Origin of the sequence: Agrobacterium sp. ST15.16.055 (assembly GCF_027956555.1) — a bacterium.
In the GTDB taxonomy this organism is placed as follows: Bacteria; Pseudomonadota; Alphaproteobacteria; order Rhizobiales; family Rhizobiaceae; genus Agrobacterium; species Agrobacterium salinitolerans.
The window spans coordinates 1-20,419 of the sequence record NZ_JAQKGN010000019.1 but is presented as its reverse complement, the minus strand read 5'-3'; the positions used below and the strand labels follow the sequence as shown (position 1 = coordinate 20,419).

Below are 20,419 nucleotides of genomic sequence, written 5' to 3'. Positions count from 1 at the left end.
GCGGCATGACGATGGCAAATGGTTCTGCGGACATGGTGGTGGAGGCTGCCCTGCAGAAACAGGGGAAGAACCGCCGCCTGCTGCGCATCTGGCTTCGCGTCGTGCTCTTCACGCTCTTCTGTCTGGTCCTCGTCGGCGGCGCCACGCGGCTTACCGAATCCGGCCTGTCGATTACCGAATGGAAGCCGATCCATGGCGCCATTCCGCCGCTTTCCGTCGCCGAATGGGAAGAGGAATTCCAGCTCTACAAGCGCATTCCCCAATATCAGGAAATCAACAAGGGTATGTCGCTCGACGAGTTCAAGACGATTTTCTGGTGGGAATGGGCGCATCGCCTGCTTGCCCGCACCATCGGCCTCATCTTCGCTTTGCCGCTCGCCTTCTTCTGGCTGACCGGCCGCGTCGAAAAGCGCCTGCGCCTGCCGCTCGTTGGCCTTCTGGCGCTTGGCGGTTTTCAGGGCTTCATCGGCTGGTGGATGGTATCGTCAGGCCTCGTCAACCGCACAGATGTCTCGCAATATAGGCTTGCTACGCATCTGACCATTGCCTGCCTCATCTTTGCCGGCTGCATGTGGATATTGCGCGGCCTGTCGCACCACTCGCCCGACGCCGCCGATGAAAAGACGGGCAGGGGCTTTGCCGCGCTGCTGACTGTGCTCTGTCTCTTCCAGATCTATCTCGGCGCATTGGTGGCGGGGCTGAATGCCGGCCTTTCCTACAATACCTGGCCGCTAATGGACGGCTCACTGGTGCCGGGCGATCTCTTCCTGCAACAACCCTGGTGGATCAACCTCTTCGAGAACCCCAAGACGGTGCAATTCGTCCACCGCCTCGGCGCCTATACGCTGTTTGCCGCCACGCTTTGGCATATGGTGTCGATGGCCCGCGCCTTGCCCAGTACGCCACACGCCCGCCGGGCGGTGCTGTTCTTCGTGCTCGTCTCCATTCAGGCGGGGCTCGGCATCACCACGCTGCTCATGCACGTGGATATTCATGTGGCGCTCGCCCATCAGGGCATGGCGCTGATTGTGCTGGGTTTCGCCGTCGCCCACTGGCGCGGTTTCATTGGCGAATATCCGGCCCCCGTTGCGGTCGAAGTCAGGGACTGAGGCGGCTTAGAACTGCCCGAGCACCGTTTTGATGGCGGCCGCGACGGCGAGTTCGTTGTCGCGCTCTTCCGCATTGCCGTCCTCTTCGTGCCACGCAGCGGAAAGGCAGCCATAAGCGAAAGCATATTGCAGCAATAGCTTTTCGTCCCGTTGCAGGGCCTTCGCAAAAATCGCTGCCATTGAGGCGATACGCGCCTCGCTGCGGGTAAGGTCGAAACGGTCGAGTGGGTTGGAGAACATATTGGCGACATCGAGGGCCGCATCGCCAATCAGGCCGGCCGGGTCGATGATGATCCAGCCGCGATCGCTGTGCATGATATTCTCATGGTGCAGGTCGCCATGCAGCGGCTTGATATCCCGCTGCTGGTCGATCAGCGTCTGCGCAAGCCTTGCTGCCGCGACAAAGGGGCTGTCGACGCCGTCGGAACGATCCTGTTCGGCCTTGCGGAACAGGCTTTCGAAATAGAGCGGCAGCGTCAGCAGGCTGGACGGCGGCGGCTGTGCGGATGGCTGGTGATATCTGAGCAGAACCTCAGCGGCGATTTCCGTCGCGGAATTGTCGTTGCCGTCGCGAAACAGCACGTCGCGAAGGGTCTCCTTGCCAGCATGTTCCATCAGCAGAATAGGGTCGGAACGGTCGAGCAGTTCGACGCAGCCGATCCCCGCACGCCATGCGATGAAATCCGCGCCGCGAAGGCTGTCTTTCAGTACCTTCTTTTTCAGAACCTTGGCAATGGCAAGGGAGCCGTCCTTGCGCGTCAGTTCGTAAACGACGCCGGCCGGTGTATCGGCGATGCGTTTTGCGGCCTCGATATTCCACGAGGCCGGAAAAGACGGCGTATTGCTGCTCATGCCGAGAGCATCAACTCCATGTTTTGCACGGCTGCACCCGATGCGCCCTTGCCGAGATTGTCGAGCAGCGCCACGAGATTGATATGCTCACCGCCCGGCGTACCGAAGACGAAGAGCTTCATCGTGTCCTTGCCCGCCAGTTCTTCCGCATCGATGCGGGAAAGCCCCTTGCTTTCGGTAAGCGGCACGACGCTGACGATGTCCTGACCCGCATAATGGGCGGAGAGAGCCACATGGATGGTTTCAGTGGTCGTGCCTTCCGCAAGGTCCGCAGCAAACAGCGGAACCTGCACGATCATGCCCTGCGGGAAACGTCCGACGGAGGGTGCAAACAGCGGTGCGCGGTCGAGCTGGCCGTGAATGGTCATTTCCGGCACGTGCTTGTGCTTGAGCGTCAGGCCATAGAGGAAATTATTGGCGCTGATGGCGTCATCGCGGCTCTGGTCTTCCATCTGCGCGATCATCTGCTTGCCGCCGCCGGTATAACCGGAAACCGCATTGACGCTGACCGGATAACCGTCAGGCAGGAGGCCTGCGGCGCGCAGCGGGCGCAGAAGGGCGATCGCGCCGGTCGGATAGCAGCCCGGATTGGCGACGAGGCGGGCGGAACGAACCTTCTCGCCCTGTTCCTTATCCATTTCGGCAAACCCATAGGCCCAGTCCTGATGGACACGATAGGCGGTCGAGGTATCGATAATGCGGACATTGTTATTGCCGGCCACCATCGAGACCGCTTCGCGGGAAGCATCGTCCGGCAGGCAGAGGATCGAAATGTCGGCATTGTTGAGCATATCCTCGCGCATCGCCGCATTGCGGCGCTCGGCCTCGGGTATGGACAGCAGCTCGATATCGCGGCGACCGGCAAGGCGCGTGCGGATCTGCAGACCCGTGGTGCCGTGTTCGCCATCGATGAAGATCTTCGCTGTCATGTCCTTGTCCTGACTTTTCAGAGTGTTGCGAGGGTATTCGGAATCAGTTTGGCAAGCGCCGTTATCTTTGTCAGCCAGCCTTCGCCAGCCGTTCGGCACGCAGGCCAAGCATATACATTGCAACGGTCGCTCCGGCAATGGCGGTAATATCCGCATGGTCGTAGGCGGGCGCGACCTCCACCACGTCCGAGCCGCGAATATCGAGCTGTCCAAGCCCGCGCAAAACGGAGAGAATTTTCGCACTGGTCGGCCCGCCAGCGACTGGCGTGCCTGTTCCCGGCGCAAATGCGGGATCGAGGCAATCGATATCGAAGGTCAGATAAGCGGGCATGCCGGCCGTGTGCTTGACGATCAGCGAGGCGATATCGCTTGCCCGCATTTCCTCCACCTCATAACCATGGAGAATGCGAATGCCGAAATCGTCGGGCGCATGGGTGCGGATGCCGATCTGGATCGAGCGGTCGGGGTCGATCAGCCCGTCGCGCACGGCGCGCGCCACGAAGGAGCCGTGGTCGATGCGCTTGCCGTCGTCGAACCAGGTGTCCTGATGTGCGTCGAACTGCACCAGCGCCAGCGGGCCGTGCTTCGCGACATGCGCCTTCAAAAGCGGCCAGGTAATGAAATGATCGCCGCCGAGCGTCAGCAGATAATCTGTCTTGGAGATGATCTTTCGCGCTTCCTTTTCGATCGTATCAGGTGTCTTCCAGTGATTGCCGTAATCGAGCAGACAGTCGCCGTAATCTATGGTCGGCATTTGGGCAAAAAGATCACGCGCGAAAGGATATTGTGGATCATTGTCGAAGATCGCTGAAGCCCGGCGGATCGCCTGCGGCCCGAAACGGGCGCCCGGCCGATTGGAGGTGGCAGCGTCGAAAGGAATGCCCCAGATGGCCGTCGATACACCCTTGAGGTTCTTGGTATATTTGCGCCGCATGAAGGAGAGGACGCCCGCATGGGTCGGGTCGGTGGCGGCCGATGTCAGGGTCGTTGCGGTGAAGGCATGGTCGATGGTTTTGGACGGCATTGATCACCCCATTGCGATTTGCGCCGAGGTTGCTGTCTTCCTGCTAAAAAAACAAGGGAGGCGATTATGAAAAAAAAGGCGGAGCCGAAGCCCCGCCTTTCGAAGTTCTGAACGAACCGTTCTGAGAAGCGATTAGCGCTTGGAGAACTGGAACGAACGGCGGGCCTTGGCCTTACCGTACTTCTTACGCTCGACAACGCGGCTGTCGCGGGTCAGGAAGCCACCCTTCTTCAGAACGGAGCGCAGGCCCGGTTCGAAGTAGGTGAGGGCCTTGGACAGACCGTGACGAACGGCGCCGGCCTGACCGGACAGACCACCACCGGCAACGGTGGCGATGATGTCGAACTGACCCGTGCGGGCAGCGGCGACGATCGGCTGCTGAAGGATCATCTGCAGAACCGGACGGGCGAAATACGTGGTGAAATCGCGGCCGTTGATGATGATCTTGCCAGAACCGGCCTTGACCCATACGCGGGCTACGGCGTTCTTGCGCTTGCCGGTCGCGTAGGAGCGGCCGAGGGTGTCAACCTTGCGGACATGCACGGGAGCCGAAGCTTCCGATGCCGGGGCGAGGTCTTTCAGAGAGGAAAGATCGGCCATTATCAGGCGCTCCTTACGTTCTTCTTGTTAAGCGCGGCCACGTCGAGAACGGTGGGCTGCTGTGCTTCGTGCGGATGGTTCGAGCCGGCGTAAACGCGCAGGTTCTTCATCTGGCGACGGCCGAGCGGGCCGCGCGGGATCATGCGCTCGACGGCCTTTTCAACGACGCGCTCCGGGAAGCGGCCTTCGATGATCTGGCGAGCCGTACGCTCCTTGATGCCACCCGGATGACCGGTGTGCCAGTAGTACTTCTTGTCGGAATACTTCTTGCCGGTGAGGGCAACCTTTTCCGCATTGATAACGATGACGTTGTCGCCATCATCAACGTGGGGGGTGTAGGTAGCCTTGTGCTTGCCGCGCAGGCGGGTTGCAACGATGGTGGCGAGGCGACCAACAACGAGGCCTTCGGCGTCGATGATGACCCACTTCTTCTCCACCTCAGCGGGCTTCTGAACGAAAGTAGACATGAATTTCACTTTCTAACGTGGACCCGTCATCCTCTTGCATGAAGAGCATACGGGCGTTTCTTGTTGCTTGGTTTGGTTGCCGTGAAAGACAACCGCAAATGACCCAATTCCGGCTGGAATCCGATCTGGCGCGCTTATACGGTGCGCGAACGAAAGCGTCAATATGACGGATTTTGGAGGCCGTAAAAATAAGATAGAAAAAACAATGACTTGATAATGGGGTATTATTTTACCTCATCAAGCGGGGCCGTTTTACCCCAGTCGCATCACCAGAACGCCTGCTGCAATGATGCCTCCGGCAAGATAACGCCAGACGCTGGCGCGTTCCTTCAGGATCACCACGGAGATCACCAGTGCAAAGAGAATGGAGGTTTCCCGGAGCGCCGCGACGACCGCGACAGGCGCCTTGGTCATGGCGTAGAGCGCCAGTCCGTAAGAGAGAATGGAGCCGCCGCCGCCGATCAGTCCGCGCCGCCAGTTGCGCCGGGCATGGTTTGCGACCGGGCCCACACCGCGCCGGTAAAGGGCAAAGCCGAAAAGCAGCACGGGCGGCAGAAGCGACATCCACAGCGTATAGGAGATGGCGTTGCCGGAAAGCCTTGCGCCGACACCGTCGACGAAGGTGTAGGATGCGATCACGAAGGCGTTGAGCAGGGCGACCATGATCGCCTTTGCGCCGCCGCGCCGCGCCTCGAAAGCGAGCGTCAGGATGCCGACTGAGATGACGGCGATGCCGGCAAGCGCCACCGGGCTCAAAATCTCGCTCAGGAACAGACTGCTCGTCGCAGCGACGATCAGGGGCGCCACGCCGCGCATGACGGGGTAGACAAGGCCGATGTCGCCGATCGTATAGGCGGCGGCGACAAGCCGGAAATAGGCGAATTGCAGAACGGCCGAAGCGATCAGGAAAGGAATGGCGACCGGAGCTGGAAATGGCAGGAAAGGTAGAAACGGCAGCGAACAGGCCGCAGCGCCAGCCGCGATCAGCGAGGCGTCCAGCGATTTGTCGGATCCGGCTTTGACCAGCGCATTCCATCCGGCATGCAGCATCGCGCCCATGAGCACCAGAAGAAGAATGTCAAATGTCACAATAGAGACTCGCTCGCGGGCTACTTTGGGCAACCTACAGCATCGGTTTGAAAACCGGAATCGATTTTCGCTACGCGCGGCAAGCCTTTCCCAATTGTTCGCGTACACGTTTTGCGCGGTGGAGCCGTCCGCAAATAGCCTGTGATTGCGGCGGATACTGCGACGCGCGTAAACTTTATGCTTTGTGCATGTCACGGATCAGTGGAATGATTTTGCGTCGTGGCGATATGGCCTTCTGCTCACAATTTCATCCGCCAGATGGAGGTAGGAGCGTCGCATGCACAGCTTCTAGTTTCGCGTCGGGATCAATTTTCGCTTAAAATACTACCTGTTTTGTCAAATATCCTGATGGATATCCGACGGCTCCTCGGGCTCTAACTGTATCAATCGGGGGGAGGCGAGCATGAAAAAAAATTTCAAATCTCTCCTGAATCAGGCTCTGTAACGTTGCAGGTTCGAATAAGGATTGATTTACTGAATAACTTTTTGAAAATTAGATATGTCTAATTTTCTTGCGAACGGAATGAAAACAAACAGGAGACGAAGGGCGCATGAATTTCACGCTAATGTTGTTTAAGCCCGCATTTGCGACAATTCGCGTCATTTCGAAAACTGGGCAAGAATAGTCAATAAAACTGGCGTTCTGGCGTTTGGTGAAATCATTTTGCGTGAACGAAAAAAGCGCCTCTTCGCGACATGGAGTCTGCGGTAATGGCGGTCAAACAGATCGGCAGGGGGTCAAGAAAGCGAAGAACCTTCCTAGATGGAAAGGACGGGCGCAACCGGCAGCGTCAGGAATGCGTCGGTGGAATTATGCATGAGACGCCATGCTCGGGCGCTTTTAAATGGCGCACCTGCATTGGTATTCTTCAAACCATGCGATGCTCCAGAAGGGATAAGTTGACATGCAGCATGATAGTTATGAACCCGAGTACCTCAGAAAAATTCTGACTGACGTCAAAACCATCGCCCTGCTGGGTGCTTCTCCCAATCCCGACAGGCCCAGCCACGGCGTGATGCGCTTTCTGCTGTCCAAGGGGTATCGCGTGTTTCCGGTCAATCCTGGCCAGGCGGGCAAGGAGATATTGGGGCAGAAGGTCTATGCCAAACTCGCCGATATTCCCGAGCCGGTGGACATGATCGACGTTTTCCGGGCGCCGGAATATTTGTTGGCCATTGTCGAAGAGGCGATATTGCTGCCTGACCGCCCTTCGGTGATCTGGGGCCAGCTCTCCGTTCGCGATGACAATGCCGCCGCCAAGGCGGAAGCCTATGGCATGGACATGGTGATGGACCGTTGCCCCGCAATTGAGTATCCGCGTCTCAATATTGCGCGATAGTTGGTACGGATTGCACTTATCATTTGCCGCCAAGGCATTATGATCCCTCCAAAATTCCAATGGAGGAAACATCATGCCGAGCAACAATCCCGGTTTTTCGACGCTGGCCGTTCACGCAGGCGCGCAGCCTGATCCGACCACCGGCGCGCGCGCCACGCCCATTTATCAGACCACGGCCTATGCTTTCCGCGATGCCGATCACGCCGCCGCTTTGTTCGGATTGAAAGAGTTCGGCAATATCTACACCCGAATCATGAATCCCACCCAGGCGGTTCTGGAGGAGCGCGTGGCGGCGCTCGAAGGTGGCACGGCGGCGCTTGCCGTTGCTTCCGGCCACGCGGCGCAATTGCTGGTGTTCCACACGCTCATGCAATCCGGCGATAATTTCGTCGCGGCCCGCCAGCTTTATGGCGGCTCGATTAACCAGTTCGGCCACGCCTTCAAGGGTTTCGACTGGCAGGTGCGCTGGGCAGATGCCCCAGATCCGGCAAGCTTCGAGGCGCAGATCGATGATCGTACCCGTGCCGTCTTCATCGAAAGCCTCGCCAATCCGGGCGGTACTTTCGTGGATGTCGCCGCAATCGCCGATGTCGCCCACCGCCACGGTCTGCCACTCATCGTCGACAACACCATGGCGAGCCCCTATCTGCTGCGGCCGCTGGAACACGGCGCTGACATCGTGCTACATTCGCTGACGAAATTCCTTGGCGGACACGGCAATTCCATGGGTGGTATCATTGTCGATGGAGGCACCTTCGACTGGTCGGCGACGGACAGATTTCCGGCGCTGTCGCAGCCGAGGCCGGAATATTCCGGCGTCGTGCTGCACCAGACCTTCGGCAATTTCGCCTTCGCCATCGCCTGCCGTGTTCTGGGATTGCGGGATCTCGGCCCGGCAATCTCGCCCTTCAATGCCTTTCTGATCCTGACCGGCATAGAGACGCTGCCGCTGCGCGTTCAGCGCCATTCCGACAATGCGCTCGCCGTCGCGAAATGGCTGAAGGCACATCCCAAAGTCGGCTGGGTGCATTATGCGGGCCTGGAGGACAGCGACAACCATGCCATCCAACAGCATTATTCGCCGAAGGGGGCGGGCTCCGTCTTCACTTTCGGCGTCAAGGGCGGTTATGCGGCCGGCAAGGCGTTGGTGGAAGGGCTGCAGCTTTTTTCGCATCTCGCCAATATCGGCGATACACGCTCGCTCGTCATCCACCCGGCCTCCACCACTCATGCGCAGTTGACGCCGGAACAGCAAACGGCCGCCGGCGCCGGGCCGGATGTGGTGCGCTTGTCGATCGGCATTGAGGACGTCAAGGACATCATCGCCGATCTCGAACAGTCCTTTGAAAAAATCTGAGGACCTGCCGCGATGACAAATCTTGTGTCTTTTGAAAGCAGTGTGGTTGAGGTGGAGCACGGCGCGCCCGCGCCGGAAAGACTGATATCAGGTGATCCCAAATTCACGACATGGAATCTCGAAGAGGCTCCCGGCGGCATCTATGCCGGCATCTGGCAGTCTACGCCGGGCAAATGGCGGGTGGTCTATGATGAATGGGAATATTTCAGCATTCTCGAAGGCCATTCCATCCTGACCGAAGACGGCGGCACACCGCGCGATCTGAGGCCGGGTGACAGGATTGTCCTGCGCCCGGGCTTCACTGGCACCTGGGAGGTCGTGGAAACCACGCGGAAGGATTACGTCATCCGGCTGTGAGGCCGGATGCTCCGTTCGAATACTTTAACAGTCAGATTTCACCACGCCAGGTCGAGCCGCTCCAGACCATGGAAATGATAGACGTCCTTCACCTTGGGCGGCTCGGCGATCTTCAGGCCCGGCAGACGTTTGAAAAGCAGGGGCAGGGCGAGATTGAGTTCCAGTCTTGCAAGTGGTGCGCCGATGCAGAAATGGATGCCGGCGCCGAAGGAGACGTTGGCGCCTTCGTTGCGGTCCGGCTGGAAGGCCAGAGGATCGGAAAATTTCGCCGGATCGAGGTTGGCGGCGGCCAGGATGAGGCTGACCTTGTCGCCACGCCTGAACTGCACGCCATCGATCTCGACCGGTTCGAGAACCCAGCGTTGGAAAATATGCACCGGTGCACAGATGCGCAGCGTCTCCTCCACTGTCCGCTCGGTTGCCGTCTCGTCGCGGAACAGGACCTCTGGGGAGATGCCGCTTTCCAGAATGATGCGCACGGAATTGCCGATCTGGTGTACGGTCGCCTCGTGCCCGGCATTCAACAGCACGATGGTGGTGGAGACGAGCTCATCGTCGGTCAGATACTGGCCCTTGTGCTGCGTATGGATCATGTGGCTCAGCAGATCGTCTTTTGGCTCCGCCCGACGCTCTGCGATCACGCTGCGTACATAGTCTGAAAATTCATGCGCGGCCCTGTCGGCCAGAAGCTCGTCCTCGGGCGTGCGCTTGAACATGTACATGCCGACATAGGCATGCGACCATTTCAGAAGCTGCGGCCCCATTTCCTCGGGAATTCCGATCATACGGGCGATCATCGTCACCGGGATGATATCGGCATAAGACGAGAGCAGTTCCGTTTCGCCCTTGCTTTCGAAGGCGTCGATGAGGCGGTTGGCGAGTTCCTCTATTTCCGGCTTCATCTTGTCGACGTGCCGCGACACGAAGGCGCGGTTGATGAGCGTGCGCAGCCGTGTGTGCTCCGGCGGCTCGAGCTCCAGAAGCGAATGCTGCTCGGCGGCGTCGAAATGCTTCACATGTTCCAGCGGCTGCGGCAGGCCGATTTCCTCGCGGCTAGCCACATGCAGTATCTGCCGTCCGAAGCGGCGGTCGCGCAGAACGGCGCTGACATGGTCGTAACCGGTGAAGAACCATTGCCGCTGCTCTTCCCAGTAGAAAGTGGGACATTGCGCGTGCAGGGCCGCATAAACCGGGTTCGGATCGTTGTAGAAGGCCGGGTCGCGGGCATCGAGGGAGATGCGGCGGGTGGCGTGGTCGATTTTGAGAAAGGGAAATGTCGCTGTCATGCCCATGGTCTATTCCGCGCGCGGCGCTTTGGGAAGGGAGACAAATCCATTGCGATAACTCTGCGCATGTCACTGAATGGTTACATCATCACCGGCCGGCGATGGCAGATATCCGGTTCAGCGCCGCCACCTGGCGGTCGGCATTGTTGTCCATCGGATTTTCGTCGCGGTCCGAAGCTGGCACGACGACATTGGCCGAATTGACATGGATGACGGTCCGGTTGCGCCCGGCCTTCTTGGCGGCATAAAGCGCGCGGTCGGCTTCTGTCATCATCGTATTCAGGTCGGCATCCTTGATCATGGCTTCCGATATGCCGACGCTGGTGGTCACCTCGATACCTTCACCGCGCGAACTGATCTTCGAAAGGCGCAGATTGCTGCGGATGGCTTCCGCAAGCGCCGCGGTGCTGGAAGAGCTTTCCACTTCGGCAACCAGGGCGAATTCTTCGCCGCCCATCCTGACGAAAAGCCCGCGATCGCCGATCGTACGCTGTGCGATATTACAGAAATGCACGAGGACCGCATCGCCGGACTGGTGGCCGTATCTGTCGTTTATCTTCTTGAAATGGTCGATATCGAACAGCACCAGCGCCACGTAACGGCTGGAGGCCGGCGACTTCTTCTTGATGCGCTCAAACTCCTCCAGCAGGCCGCGACGGTTAAGAACGCCGGTCAGATGATCGGTCATGGCGAGCCGGTGAAGGCGCGTTTCTGTGTCTTCCATGATGATCTTGGCACTGATCATGATGATGGCCGTGAAGCCGAGCATGCCGGAAAAGGCGAGCGCCGATGTCAGCGGAATAGCGTTGGGGGCCGCGGCATTGGCCGGTATGACGATGGATGCGACAAACGCCCCGGCAAAAGCCTGCATGATCAGAATTGCGGCCAAAACCCGGCGGCTGCGTGAGGCGCGCGCCTTGCTGGCCAGAAGGACGCCGGCGAGCATGAAATAACCGGTGGCGGCACTGGCGTGATAGAGCAGGATGCGGGGCACCATATTTTCACGCACGGGCGGCAGGAACATTCCGGCGATCCACAGCAGAGCCGGAATGGCGACCCAGCCGCCGATTTTCCGCTGTTCGAAGCACAGCAGGCCCGCAAGCCAGAACCCGAAGGCGGAAAGTGCGAGCGTATTGCCGACCTGGATGGACAAAAAACTGGAAATATCCCCACGAAGCGCCACCATTACCGTGCCGATGCCCGTGGCGAGGAAACCGGCCGCGAAATAGAGATTATGCCGGCGGGAAGGGCGGTGCAGCCACAGCGTTCCCAAAAGCACGGCAAGGGTGAGCGTCTCCGCCGCCCACAGTAGCGTGCTCGTCTTTGCATCCAGCATTGCAAAATCCTATCTGCGCCATAATGCGGTAAAAGCGGGCCCTTCCGCACGAGGTGCGTTATGCCCGCTGGAATTGTTGAGCTGCCATTTCGCCCGGATGGGCCCATTCCCCAACGGGAACCGGAAATTCGCTGGCCAGTATCGGCAGCAAATACTAACGAGTTCTTGCCGGTGAGAAGTTATATCTGTGCATGGCGGGCGATTTTTGCCGTCGTCGCGCGCCATAGTAAAAAAATGGTGGCAGCGTGGGAAAGAGGCCCGGCTGGCGCCGCCCGGTCCGAAAGCCCTGTCAACCTCGGCCTGAAAGGCCTGCAAACGCTGTTGAGCCGTTAAGGATATGCGGCTTCGTGTCTTGAAGTACGGGGCAGGGACACTCTATGTAGGGAGTATGAAGGTTAGAAGTGATTCCGGAGCGGCTTTCCGCGAAGGGCAGAGTTTGACAAAGGACGGACATGAAAAATCCAGTTGATACCGCCATGGCTCTGGTGCCGATGGTCGTTGAGCAGACCAATCGCGGCGAACGCTCCTACGACATATTTTCCCGTCTTCTCAAGGAACGCATCATTTTCCTCACCGGCCCGGTGGAAGACCAGATGGCGTCGCTCGTCTGCGCGCAGCTGCTTTTCCTCGAGGCTGAAAACCCCAAGAAGGAAATTGCGCTCTACATCAACTCGCCGGGTGGCGTCGTGACCGCCGGTATGGCGATCTACGACACGATGCAGTTCATTCGCCCTGCGGTCTCGACGCTCTGCGTCGGCCAGGCCGCGTCCATGGGCTCGCTGCTTCTCGCCGCCGGTGAAAAGGGAATGCGCTTTGCGACCCCGAACGCCCGCATCATGGTTCACCAGCCTTCCGGCGGTTTCCAGGGGCAGGCATCGGACATCGAGCGCCACGCCCGCGACATCATCAAGATGAAGCGCCGTCTCAATGAAGTCTACGTGAAGCACACCGGCCGTACGCTCGAAGAGGTTGAAAAAACCCTTGATCGCGACCATTTCATGGATGCAGACGAGGCGAAGGACTGGGGCGTGATCGACAAGATCCTGACCTCGCGCCAGGAAATCGAAGGCGCCGTCGCGAATTGAGGCGCGCCGCTTTTGACGTTTGTTTGAAGCCGCAAAAGTAATTTCGGGGCTTTCAACCGCAACAGAAAGCGATATTAGTATATATAAAGGCTATGTTGAGTTTTTATGACGTAGCTAGGTTTGATGGGGAATTCGTTGCAGCCGGGTATCAGCTCATGTATCTGATACCGGTTAGTACCCCGGGAAACGAGGCGGATACGGCGATGCACCCCAAGGGCTGCCGTATCTGCGGGCGGTAAGTTGACCGCGATCCGTTTGGCGGACCTGCGGCGTGCTGGAAGGAAAGAGATATGAGCAAAGTCAGCGGCAGCAACGGCGGCGACTCTAAGAATACACTCTATTGTTCATTCTGCGGCAAGAGCCAGCACGAAGTCCGGAAACTCATTGCCGGACCGACGGTGTTCATCTGTGATGAATGCGTCGAATTGTGCATGGACATCATCCGCGAGGAGAACAAGACGTCTATGGTGAAGTCGCGCGAGGGTGTGCCCACCCCGCAGGACATCATCAAGATCCTCGATGAATATGTTATCGGCCAGAAGCAGGCGAAGAAAATCCTGTCCGTGGCCGTTCACAACCATTACAAGCGCCTTGCGCACGCCTCCAAGAACGGCGATGTCGAGCTGGCGAAGTCTAACATCATGCTCGTCGGTCCGACGGGTTGCGGCAAGACCTATCTTGCCCAGACGCTCGCTCGCATCATCGACGTTCCCTTCACCATGGCGGACGCAACGACGCTGACCGAAGCCGGCTATGTCGGCGAGGACGTGGAAAACATCATCCTGAAGCTGTTGCAGGCTGCGGATTACAATGTCGAGCGCGCCCAGCGCGGCATCGTCTATATCGACGAAGTCGACAAGATTTCCCGCAAGTCGGACAACCCGTCCATCACGCGCGACGTGTCGGGCGAGGGCGTTCAGCAGGCGCTTCTGAAGATCATGGAAGGCACGGTCGCTTCCGTTCCGCCGCAGGGCGGCCGCAAGCATCCGCAGCAGGAGTTCCTGCAGGTGGATACGACCAATATCCTGTTCATCTGCGGCGGCGCATTCGCCGGCCTCGACAAGATCATCTCGGCCAGAGGCGAAAAGACCTCGATCGGCTTCGGTGCGACCGTCAAGGCGGAAGACGATCGTCGTGTGGGCGAAGTGCTGCGCGAGCTGGAGCCGGAAGATCTGGTGAAGTTCGGCCTCATTCCGGAATTCATCGGCCGTCTGCCCGTTCTGGCGACGCTGGAAGACCTGGACGAAGATGCGCTGATCCAGATCCTGTCTGAGCCGAAGAACGCGCTGGTCAAGCAGTATCAGCGCCTGTTCGAGATGGAAGATGTCGAGCTGACCTTCCACGAGGACGCGCTGCGCGAAATCGCTCGCAAGGCGATCACCCGCAAGACCGGTGCCCGCGGCCTGCGCTCGATCATGGAAAAGATCCTGCTGGACACCATGTTCGAACTGCCGACGCTGGAAGGCGTGCGCGAGGTCGTCATTTCCGACGAGGTCGTCAGCGGTGTCGCCCGTCCGCTCTACATTTATGCGGACCGCCAGGAAGAAAAGACCAACGTTTCGGCCTGATCGGCTGATGCAATGTTGGAAGAGATCAGGGCCCGCATCCGTGCGGGCCTTTTCTGTTTGAGCGACCTCACGAAACTTGCGTCTAACTTGACGAAGCCCGATTTTGCGTTTGGAGCGGATTGCGCTTTGCTGATAAAGTCTTACAACTGATTTGCAGCGCGTTATGACGGAAATGTGAATTCCGTCGGCGACCCGGTTCCTGGCCCTTGAGGATAACCGGAATGTCGGGAGTATGAGCCAGCGCTGGGTTTTGTTGAATTTCACGGTCTTGGCGCTCTGCTGGACCGTCTGTTCCGGCGACTTGAAATCGGTGTTTCGAAACTCCACTTTCAGTCTCGAGAAATGAATGCGCCGGATGCCCCAAGCTGTCCGGCAAAGTGTCCCGAAAGGGACCATGGAAAGGAAATGATATGACGAACATCACGTCTGCGGCATCTGGCGGTACCTATCCGGTACTTCCCCTGCGCGACATTGTCGTTTTCCCGCATATGATCGTTCCCCTGTTCGTCGGGCGGGAAAAATCCATCCGTGCGCTCGAGGAAGTCATGGGTTCGGACAAGCAGATCATGCTTGTCACCCAGATCAACGCCAGCGACGACGATCCGGCACCGGAAGCCATCCATAAGGTCGGCACGGTCGCCAATGTCCTGCAGCTCCTGAAGCTTCCCGACGGCACCGTAAAGGTGCTGGTGGAAGGCAAGGGCCGCGCCCAGATCGACAATTACACCGGCCGCGAGGATTTCTATGAAGCCTCCGCGACGCCTTTGCAGGAGCCTGCCGAAGATCCGGTCGAGATCGAAGCGCTTTCGCGTTCGGTGGTGTCCGAATTTGAAAGCTACGTGAAGCTCAACAAGAAGATTTCGCCCGAGGTTGTCGGCGCTGCTGGCCAGATCGACGATTATTCGAAGCTTGCCGATACGGTCGCTTCGCACCTGTCGATCAAGATCACCGAAAAGCAGGAAATGCTGGAAACCGTCAGCGTGAAGCAGCGGCTTGAAAAGGCGCTCGGCTTCATGGAAGGCGAAATTTCCGTGCTGCAGGTCGAGAAGCGCATCCGTTCGCGCGTCAAACGCCAGATGGAAAAGACCCAGCGCGAATATTACCTGAACGAGCAGATGAAGGCGATCCAGAAGGAACTCGGCGACGGCGAAGACGGTCGTGACGAAATGGCCGAACTGGAAGAGCGCATCGCCAAGACCAAGCTTTCCAAGGAGGCCAAGGAAAAGGCCGAGGCGGAAATGAAGAAGCTTCGCCAGATGAGCCCGATGTCGGCGGAAGCCACAGTCGTGCGCAACTATCTGGACTGGCTGCTGGGTCTGCCCTGGGGCAAGAAGTCGAAGATCAAGACCGACCTCAATGCGGCCGAGACGATCCTTGATCAGGATCACTTCGGTCTGGACAAGGTCAAGGAGCGCATTGTCGAATATCTGGCCGTACAGGCCCGTGCTTCCAAAATCCGCGGTCCTATCCTGTGCCTCGTCGGTCCTCCCGGCGTCGGCAAGACCTCGCTTGCCAAGTCGATCGCCAAGGCGACCGGCCGCGAGTATGTCCGCATGGCGCTGGGCGGCGTTCGTGACGAAGCGGAAATCCGCGGTCACCGCCGTACCTATATCGGCTCCATGCCCGGCAAGATCGTCCAGTCGATGAAGAAGGCCAAGAAGGCGAACCCGCTCTTCCTGCTCGACGAAATCGACAAGATGGGTATGGATTTCCGTGGCGATCCGTCGTCGGCACTGCTGGAGGTTCTCGATCCGGAACAGAACTCCACCTTCATGGATCATTACCTGGAAGTGGAATACGACCTGTCCGACGTGATGTTCGTGACCACGGCCAACACGCTGAACATTCCCGGCCCGCTGATGGACCGCATGGAAGTGATCCGCATCGCCGGTTACACGGAAGACGAAAAGCGCGAAATCGCAAAGCGTCACCTGTTGCCCAAGGCGATCAAGGAGCATGCCCTGCGTCCAGAAGAGTTCTCGGTCACCGATGATGCCCTGATGGTCGTCATCCAGCAGTACACCCGCGAAGCGGGCGTGCGCAGCTTCGAACGCGAGCTGATGAAGCTGGCGCGCAAGGCTGTCACCGAGATCATCAAGGGCAAGGTCAAGTCCGTGGAAGTCACCGCTGCAAACGTTCCCGACTATCTGGGCGTGCCGCGGTTCCGCCATGGCGAAGCCGAGCGTGAGGATCAGGTCGGTGTCGTCACCGGTCTAGCCTGGACGGAAGTCGGCGGTGAGTTGCTCACCATCGAAGGCGTGATGATGCCGGGCAAGGGCCGCATGACGGTTACTGGCAACCTCAAGGAAGTGATGAAGGAATCCATTTCGGCGGCGGCCTCTTACGTCCGTTCGCGCGCCGTGGATTTCGGCATCGAACCGCCGCGTTTCGACAAGAGTGACATCCACGTTCACGTTCCAGAAGGCGCAACCCCGAAGGACGGACCGTCTGCCGGTGTTGCCATGGCAACTGCCATCGTCTCCATCATGACCGGTATTCCGGTCTCCAAGGATGTGGCGATGACGGGCGAGATCACGCTTCGTGGTCGCGTGTTGCCGATCGGCGGCCTGAAGGAAAAGCTGCTTGCGGCTCTGCGCGGCGGCATCAAGAAGGTGCTGATCCCGGAAGAAAACGCCAAGGATCTGGCGGAGATTCCGGATAACGTGAAGAACGAGATGGAAATCATTCCGGTGTCGCGTATGGGCGAGGTTATCAAGCACGCTCTCATCCGCCAGCCGGAACCCATCGAGTGGGACGGCAGCATCGAGACGCCGGTGATCGCAACCGTCGAAGGTGTTGATGACGGCAACCAAACCATCGCCCATTGATAGATGCATCGTCGCAAAGGCGGGAATCGCCTTTCGCGGCGGGCAGCGCATAGAATCAATGCGTTAGGTGTCGGAGTGCGTGCCCGGTGCTCAGCTCTGCGCAACTGATGCCAAATTGGCACGAATATGTGGAAGGCCGGCAGAAATGTCGGCCTTTTTTGTGAAAAAAATCGCAGACCCCTTGTTTTTCAGGCGATTCCAGCGCTTTTGAGTTGCTGCGCGCGGATGCGAATGTATTCTGCGTCGGCTTAATTTTAGTCGTTTCAAACCATTGAAAGGGGTGGAAACATGAACAAGAACGAGCTCGTCTCTGCTGTTGCCGAAAAGGCTGGTCTCACGAAGGCAGATGCTGCTTCCGCTGTTGATGCCGTATTCGAAACCGTACAGAACGAACTGAAGAGCGGTGGCGACATCCGTCTCGCTGGCTTCGGCAGCTTCTCCGTTAGCCGTCGTGAAGCCTCCAAGGGTCGTAACCCTTCCACGGGTGCTGAAGTCGATATCCCGGCTCGCAACGTACCGAAGTTTTCCGCAGGCAAGGGCCTGAAGGACGCCGTCAACTCGTAAGGTTTCCGGAAAGCTGCAACGCCCGGCGGCGGGCGGGCGGCTTTTCAGGTTCACGAGGAAACATGTTTTGATGCCCTGACGCCGTCACATCGACGCTAAAGCGGGTGGTGTTTCGAAACGCGGAATGTGCGCATAAACGCGAAAGCCCGGCTCCAGCAGTCGGGCTTTTTGATTCTCCCGCAAGGAAATGTCATGCCACTGTCATGTCTTTGACGCAGAAGCCATGGGGTATTTCTGGACCCAAGGGGGATTAAAATGGCGTTCCGATTTTCTCAAATGGCTTTGACTGCAGCTCTGCTTGCGTCCGCGGCCATCCCGGCCGCTGCCGAGCCGGTTTTCAACCGCATTGCATCGTTCCCGGTGGCGAAAAACCTTCCCGCGGACAAGGACGCCAAGTCTGTCACTTCGGCTGAAATCATCACCGCCAGCGAAGACGGCAAGACGCTGATTTATTCGGACAGCCCGCTTGGCGGCATCGGTTTCATCGACATCACAGACGCCAAGGCTCCAAAGGCCGGCGGCGCATTGTTGCTGGAAGGCGAGCCGACCTCCGTTGCCGTTGCCGGTCTCAAGGTACTGGCTGGCGTCAATACGTCGGAAAGTCGTGCCAAGCCTTCCGGCAAGCTGGTGACGGTCGATCTCGCCACGAAGAAGGTTGAGGCAAGCTGCGACCTCGGCGGCCAACCCGATTCCGTCGCCGTTTCCCCGGACAAGACCTTTGCCGCCATCGCGATCGAAAACGAGCGCGATGAAGAGGTGAACGAAGGCGCCCTGCCGCAGATGCCAGCCGGTTACCTCGTTACCGTCGGCCTGAAGGATGGTGTTGCCGACTGCGCGACTCTGAAGAAGATCGACGTTACCGGTCTCGCTGAAATTTCCCCGGAGGATCCGGAACCGGAATTTGTTTCCATCAACGCCAATGGCGAGATCGCGCTGACGCTGCAGGAAAACAACCATATCGTCATCATCGACGGCAAGACCGGCACCGTGAAGACGCATTTCTCTGCCGGCACCGTCAATCTGGAAGGCATCGATACCAAAACCGATGGACAGCTGAAGTTCACCGACAAGCAGGAAGGCCGCAAGCGCGAGCCGGATGCCGTGAAGTGGCTGGACAATGACCGTATCGTCATCGCCAATGAGGGCGACTGGCAGGGCGGCTCGCGCGGCTTCACCATCTTCGACAAGACCGGCAAGCTTCTTTATGAGGCCGGCACCTCGCTCGAGCACGCGGTTGCCGCCATCGGCCACTATCCGGAAAAGCGTTCCAAGGCCAAGGGGATCGAGCCCGAGGGTCTGGAAGCGGCGACCTTCGATGGTCAGAAGTATTTCTTCGTGCTTGCCGAGCGCGCCTCCGTTGCCGCTGTTTACAAGGATACCGGCGCAGAGCCGCAACTGACCCAGCTCCTGCCTTCGGGAATTTCGCCGGAAGGCGCAGTCGCCATCCCGTCGCGCAACCTCCTAGCCACGGCCAATGAGGTCGATCTGATCGAAGACGGCGGCGTCCGCTCGCATGTCATGATCTATGAGCGTGCTGAAGGCGAAGCAGCCTATCCGCAGCTCGTCTCCGCGACAGTCGATGGTGCGCCGATCGGTTGGGGTGCGCTCTCGGGTCTGGTCGGCGATGCCGAAAAGCCCGGCATTCTCTATGCCGTGTCCGATTCGGTCTATGGCAATCAGCCGTCGATCTTTACCATTGATGCGACGAAAAAGCCTGCTGTCATCACCAGCGTGCTGCGCGTCAAGCGTGACGGCGTCGCCGCTCAGAAGCTTGATATCGAAGGCATCACGCTGGACGGCAAGGGCGGTTTCTGGCTGGCCTCTGAAGGCGATAGCGCCAAGCTCGTTCCGCATGCGCTTTATAACGTCAACGCCAAGGGTGAAATCAAGGCCGAGATCGCGCTGCCCAAGGAACTGCTCGCCAGCGATACCCGCTTCGGTTTCGAAGGCGTGACGATGATCGGTAAAGGCGACGATGCGACGCTGTGGATGGCCGTGCAGCGTGAATGGGGCACGGACGAGAAGGGCTTCGTCAAGCTCGTCTCCTATAATCCGAAGTCCAAGGAGTGGGGCGCTGTGCGTTACCCGCTCGACAAGACCGAGGCAGGCTGGGTCGGCCTTTCTGAAATCACCGCGCAGGGCGACTATGTCTATATCATCGAGCGCGACAACCAGATCGGCGACAAGGCCAAGATCAAGAAGCTCTACCGCGTTGCTATCGCCGACCTGAAGCCGGGCAAGATCGGCGGCGAGCTGCCGCTGGTGACCAAGCAGGAAGCCCACGACTTCCTGCCCGACCTCAAGGCCCAGACCAACGGCTACGTCGTCGACAAGCTGGAAGGCTTCACCTTTGACAAGGCTGGAGCGGCCTATGCCGTGACAGACAATGACGGCGTCGATGATTCCTCCGGCGAGACGCTGTTCTTCAAGGTTGAGATGAAGGCGATCAACTGATTGCGCCGAACTGTATCGAAAAAAGAGAAAAGCCGGGCGATGCCCGGCTTCAGACCGCTGACAAACCCGTCGATATTTTCGGCGGGTTTTTTCTTTTTCGGGATGATGACGTTTTGTTGTCGTCTTTTGCGGGTGAACGGGAGATAAGATGAGCCTCGTTTCCTCATCCCCAGG

18 protein-coding genes are annotated in these 20,419 nt (G+C 58.7%); 9 read left to right on the top strand and 9 right to left on the bottom strand.

Going from position 1 to position 20,419, the window contains the following annotated elements:
* The first annotated feature begins 5 nt into the window (after positions 1-5).
* Positions 6-1,109, top strand: coding sequence for a COX15/CtaA family protein (locus PL599_RS20615; protein WP_269824286.1), 1,104 nt, complete (start codon positions 6-8; stop codon positions 1,107-1,109).
* A 6-nt stretch (positions 1,110-1,115) separates the two neighbouring features.
* Here the strand turns inward: PL599_RS20615 and PL599_RS20610 are convergent, their stop codons facing one another.
* The 6 genes from PL599_RS20610 to PL599_RS20585 all read right to left on the bottom strand — a co-directional run bounded on the left by PL599_RS20610 (position 1,116) and on the right by PL599_RS20585 (position 6,070).
* Positions 1,116-1,961 (bottom strand): aminoglycoside phosphotransferase family protein, encoded by an 846-nt coding sequence (locus tag PL599_RS20610; protein ID WP_269824276.1) that lies wholly within the window; start codon positions 1,959-1,961, stop codon positions 1,116-1,118.
* Positions 1,958-2,890 (bottom strand): N-acetyl-gamma-glutamyl-phosphate reductase, encoded by a 933-nt coding sequence (gene argC / locus PL599_RS20605; protein ID WP_269824277.1) that lies wholly within the window; start codon positions 2,888-2,890, stop codon positions 1,958-1,960. The genes PL599_RS20610 and argC overlap by 4 nt, the downstream gene beginning before the upstream one ends.
* A 70-nt stretch (positions 2,891-2,960) precedes the next feature.
* Positions 2,961-3,914, bottom strand: coding sequence for an agmatinase (speB, locus tag PL599_RS20600; protein WP_077982463.1), 954 nt, complete (start codon positions 3,912-3,914; stop codon positions 2,961-2,963).
* 132 nt (positions 3,915-4,046) lie between these two features.
* Positions 4,047-4,514: a 30S ribosomal protein S9 gene (gene rpsI, locus PL599_RS20595; protein WP_003521540.1), complete on the bottom strand. Its 468-nt coding sequence runs from the start codon at positions 4,512-4,514 to the stop codon at positions 4,047-4,049.
* A 2-nt stretch (positions 4,515-4,516) separates the two neighbouring features.
* Positions 4,517-4,981 (bottom strand): 50S ribosomal protein L13, encoded by a 465-nt coding sequence (rplM, locus tag PL599_RS20590; protein ID WP_077982462.1) that lies wholly within the window; start codon positions 4,979-4,981, stop codon positions 4,517-4,519.
* A gap of 252 nt (positions 4,982-5,233) precedes the next feature.
* Positions 5,234-6,070 carry an EamA family transporter gene (locus PL599_RS20585; RefSeq protein ID WP_269824278.1) on the bottom strand — a complete coding sequence of 279 codons (837 nt, stop codon included), beginning with the start codon at positions 6,068-6,070 and terminating at the stop codon, positions 5,234-5,236.
* 905 nt (positions 6,071-6,975) lie between these two features.
* On the opposite strand from PL599_RS20585, the gene PL599_RS20580 reads away from it, so the two are divergent.
* From PL599_RS20580 to PL599_RS20570, 3 genes are all read left to right on the top strand, one after another.
* A complete protein-coding gene (locus PL599_RS20580; RefSeq protein ID WP_269824279.1) occupies positions 6,976-7,410 on the top strand; it encodes a CoA-binding protein in 435 nt (144 codons plus the stop codon).
* 73 nt (positions 7,411-7,483) lie between these two features.
* Complete coding sequence (locus PL599_RS20575) at positions 7,484-8,767, top strand: O-acetylhomoserine aminocarboxypropyltransferase (RefSeq protein WP_271359849.1); 1,284 nt, start codon at positions 7,484-7,486, stop codon at positions 8,765-8,767.
* 12 nt (positions 8,768-8,779) lie between these two features.
* Positions 8,780-9,124 (top strand): cupin domain-containing protein, encoded by a 345-nt coding sequence (locus PL599_RS20570; protein WP_269824280.1) that lies wholly within the window; start codon positions 8,780-8,782, stop codon positions 9,122-9,124.
* Between the two features lie 38 nt (positions 9,125-9,162).
* Here the strand turns inward: PL599_RS20570 and PL599_RS20565 are convergent, their stop codons facing one another.
* Positions 9,163-10,416 (bottom strand): cytochrome P450, encoded by a 1,254-nt coding sequence (locus tag PL599_RS20565; RefSeq protein WP_269824281.1) that lies wholly within the window; start codon positions 10,414-10,416, stop codon positions 9,163-9,165.
* 82 nt (positions 10,417-10,498) lie between these two features.
* Complete coding sequence (locus tag PL599_RS20560; RefSeq protein ID WP_077982457.1) at positions 10,499-11,746, bottom strand: GGDEF domain-containing protein; 1,248 nt, start codon at positions 11,744-11,746, stop codon at positions 10,499-10,501.
* 452 nt (positions 11,747-12,198) lie between these two features.
* On the opposite strand from PL599_RS20560, the gene clpP reads away from it, so the two are divergent.
* The 5 genes from clpP to PL599_RS20535 all read left to right on the top strand — a co-directional run bounded on the left by clpP (position 12,199) and on the right by PL599_RS20535 (position 20,245).
* Entirely contained in the window at positions 12,199-12,831 is a 633-nt protein-coding gene (gene clpP / locus PL599_RS20555; protein WP_004441299.1) for an ATP-dependent Clp endopeptidase proteolytic subunit ClpP, read from the top strand.
* Between the two features lie 290 nt (positions 12,832-13,121).
* Positions 13,122-14,399 carry an ATP-dependent Clp protease ATP-binding subunit ClpX gene (gene clpX / locus PL599_RS20550; RefSeq protein WP_063951205.1) on the top strand — a complete coding sequence of 426 codons (1,278 nt, stop codon included), beginning with the start codon at positions 13,122-13,124 and terminating at the stop codon, positions 14,397-14,399.
* A gap of 410 nt (positions 14,400-14,809) precedes the next feature.
* A complete protein-coding gene (gene lon, locus PL599_RS20545) occupies positions 14,810-17,227 on the top strand; it encodes an endopeptidase La (protein WP_077982456.1) in 2,418 nt (805 codons plus the stop codon).
* Positions 17,228-17,515: 288 nt separating this feature from the next.
* Positions 17,516-17,791 (top strand): DNA-binding protein HupB, encoded by a 276-nt coding sequence (hupB, locus tag PL599_RS20540; RefSeq protein ID WP_003496481.1) that lies wholly within the window; start codon positions 17,516-17,518, stop codon positions 17,789-17,791.
* Between the two features lie 255 nt (positions 17,792-18,046).
* Positions 18,047-20,245 (top strand): esterase-like activity of phytase family protein, encoded by a 2,199-nt coding sequence (locus PL599_RS20535; RefSeq protein WP_271359848.1) that lies wholly within the window; start codon positions 18,047-18,049, stop codon positions 20,243-20,245.
* On the opposite strand, the gene PL599_RS20530 is transcribed toward PL599_RS20535, so the two are convergent.
* A partial coding sequence (locus tag PL599_RS20530; protein ID WP_271359847.1) for a hypothetical protein occupies positions 20,161-20,419 on the bottom strand: 259 nt, incomplete at its 5' end. The two genes, PL599_RS20535 and PL599_RS20530, sit on opposite strands and share 85 nt — an antisense overlap.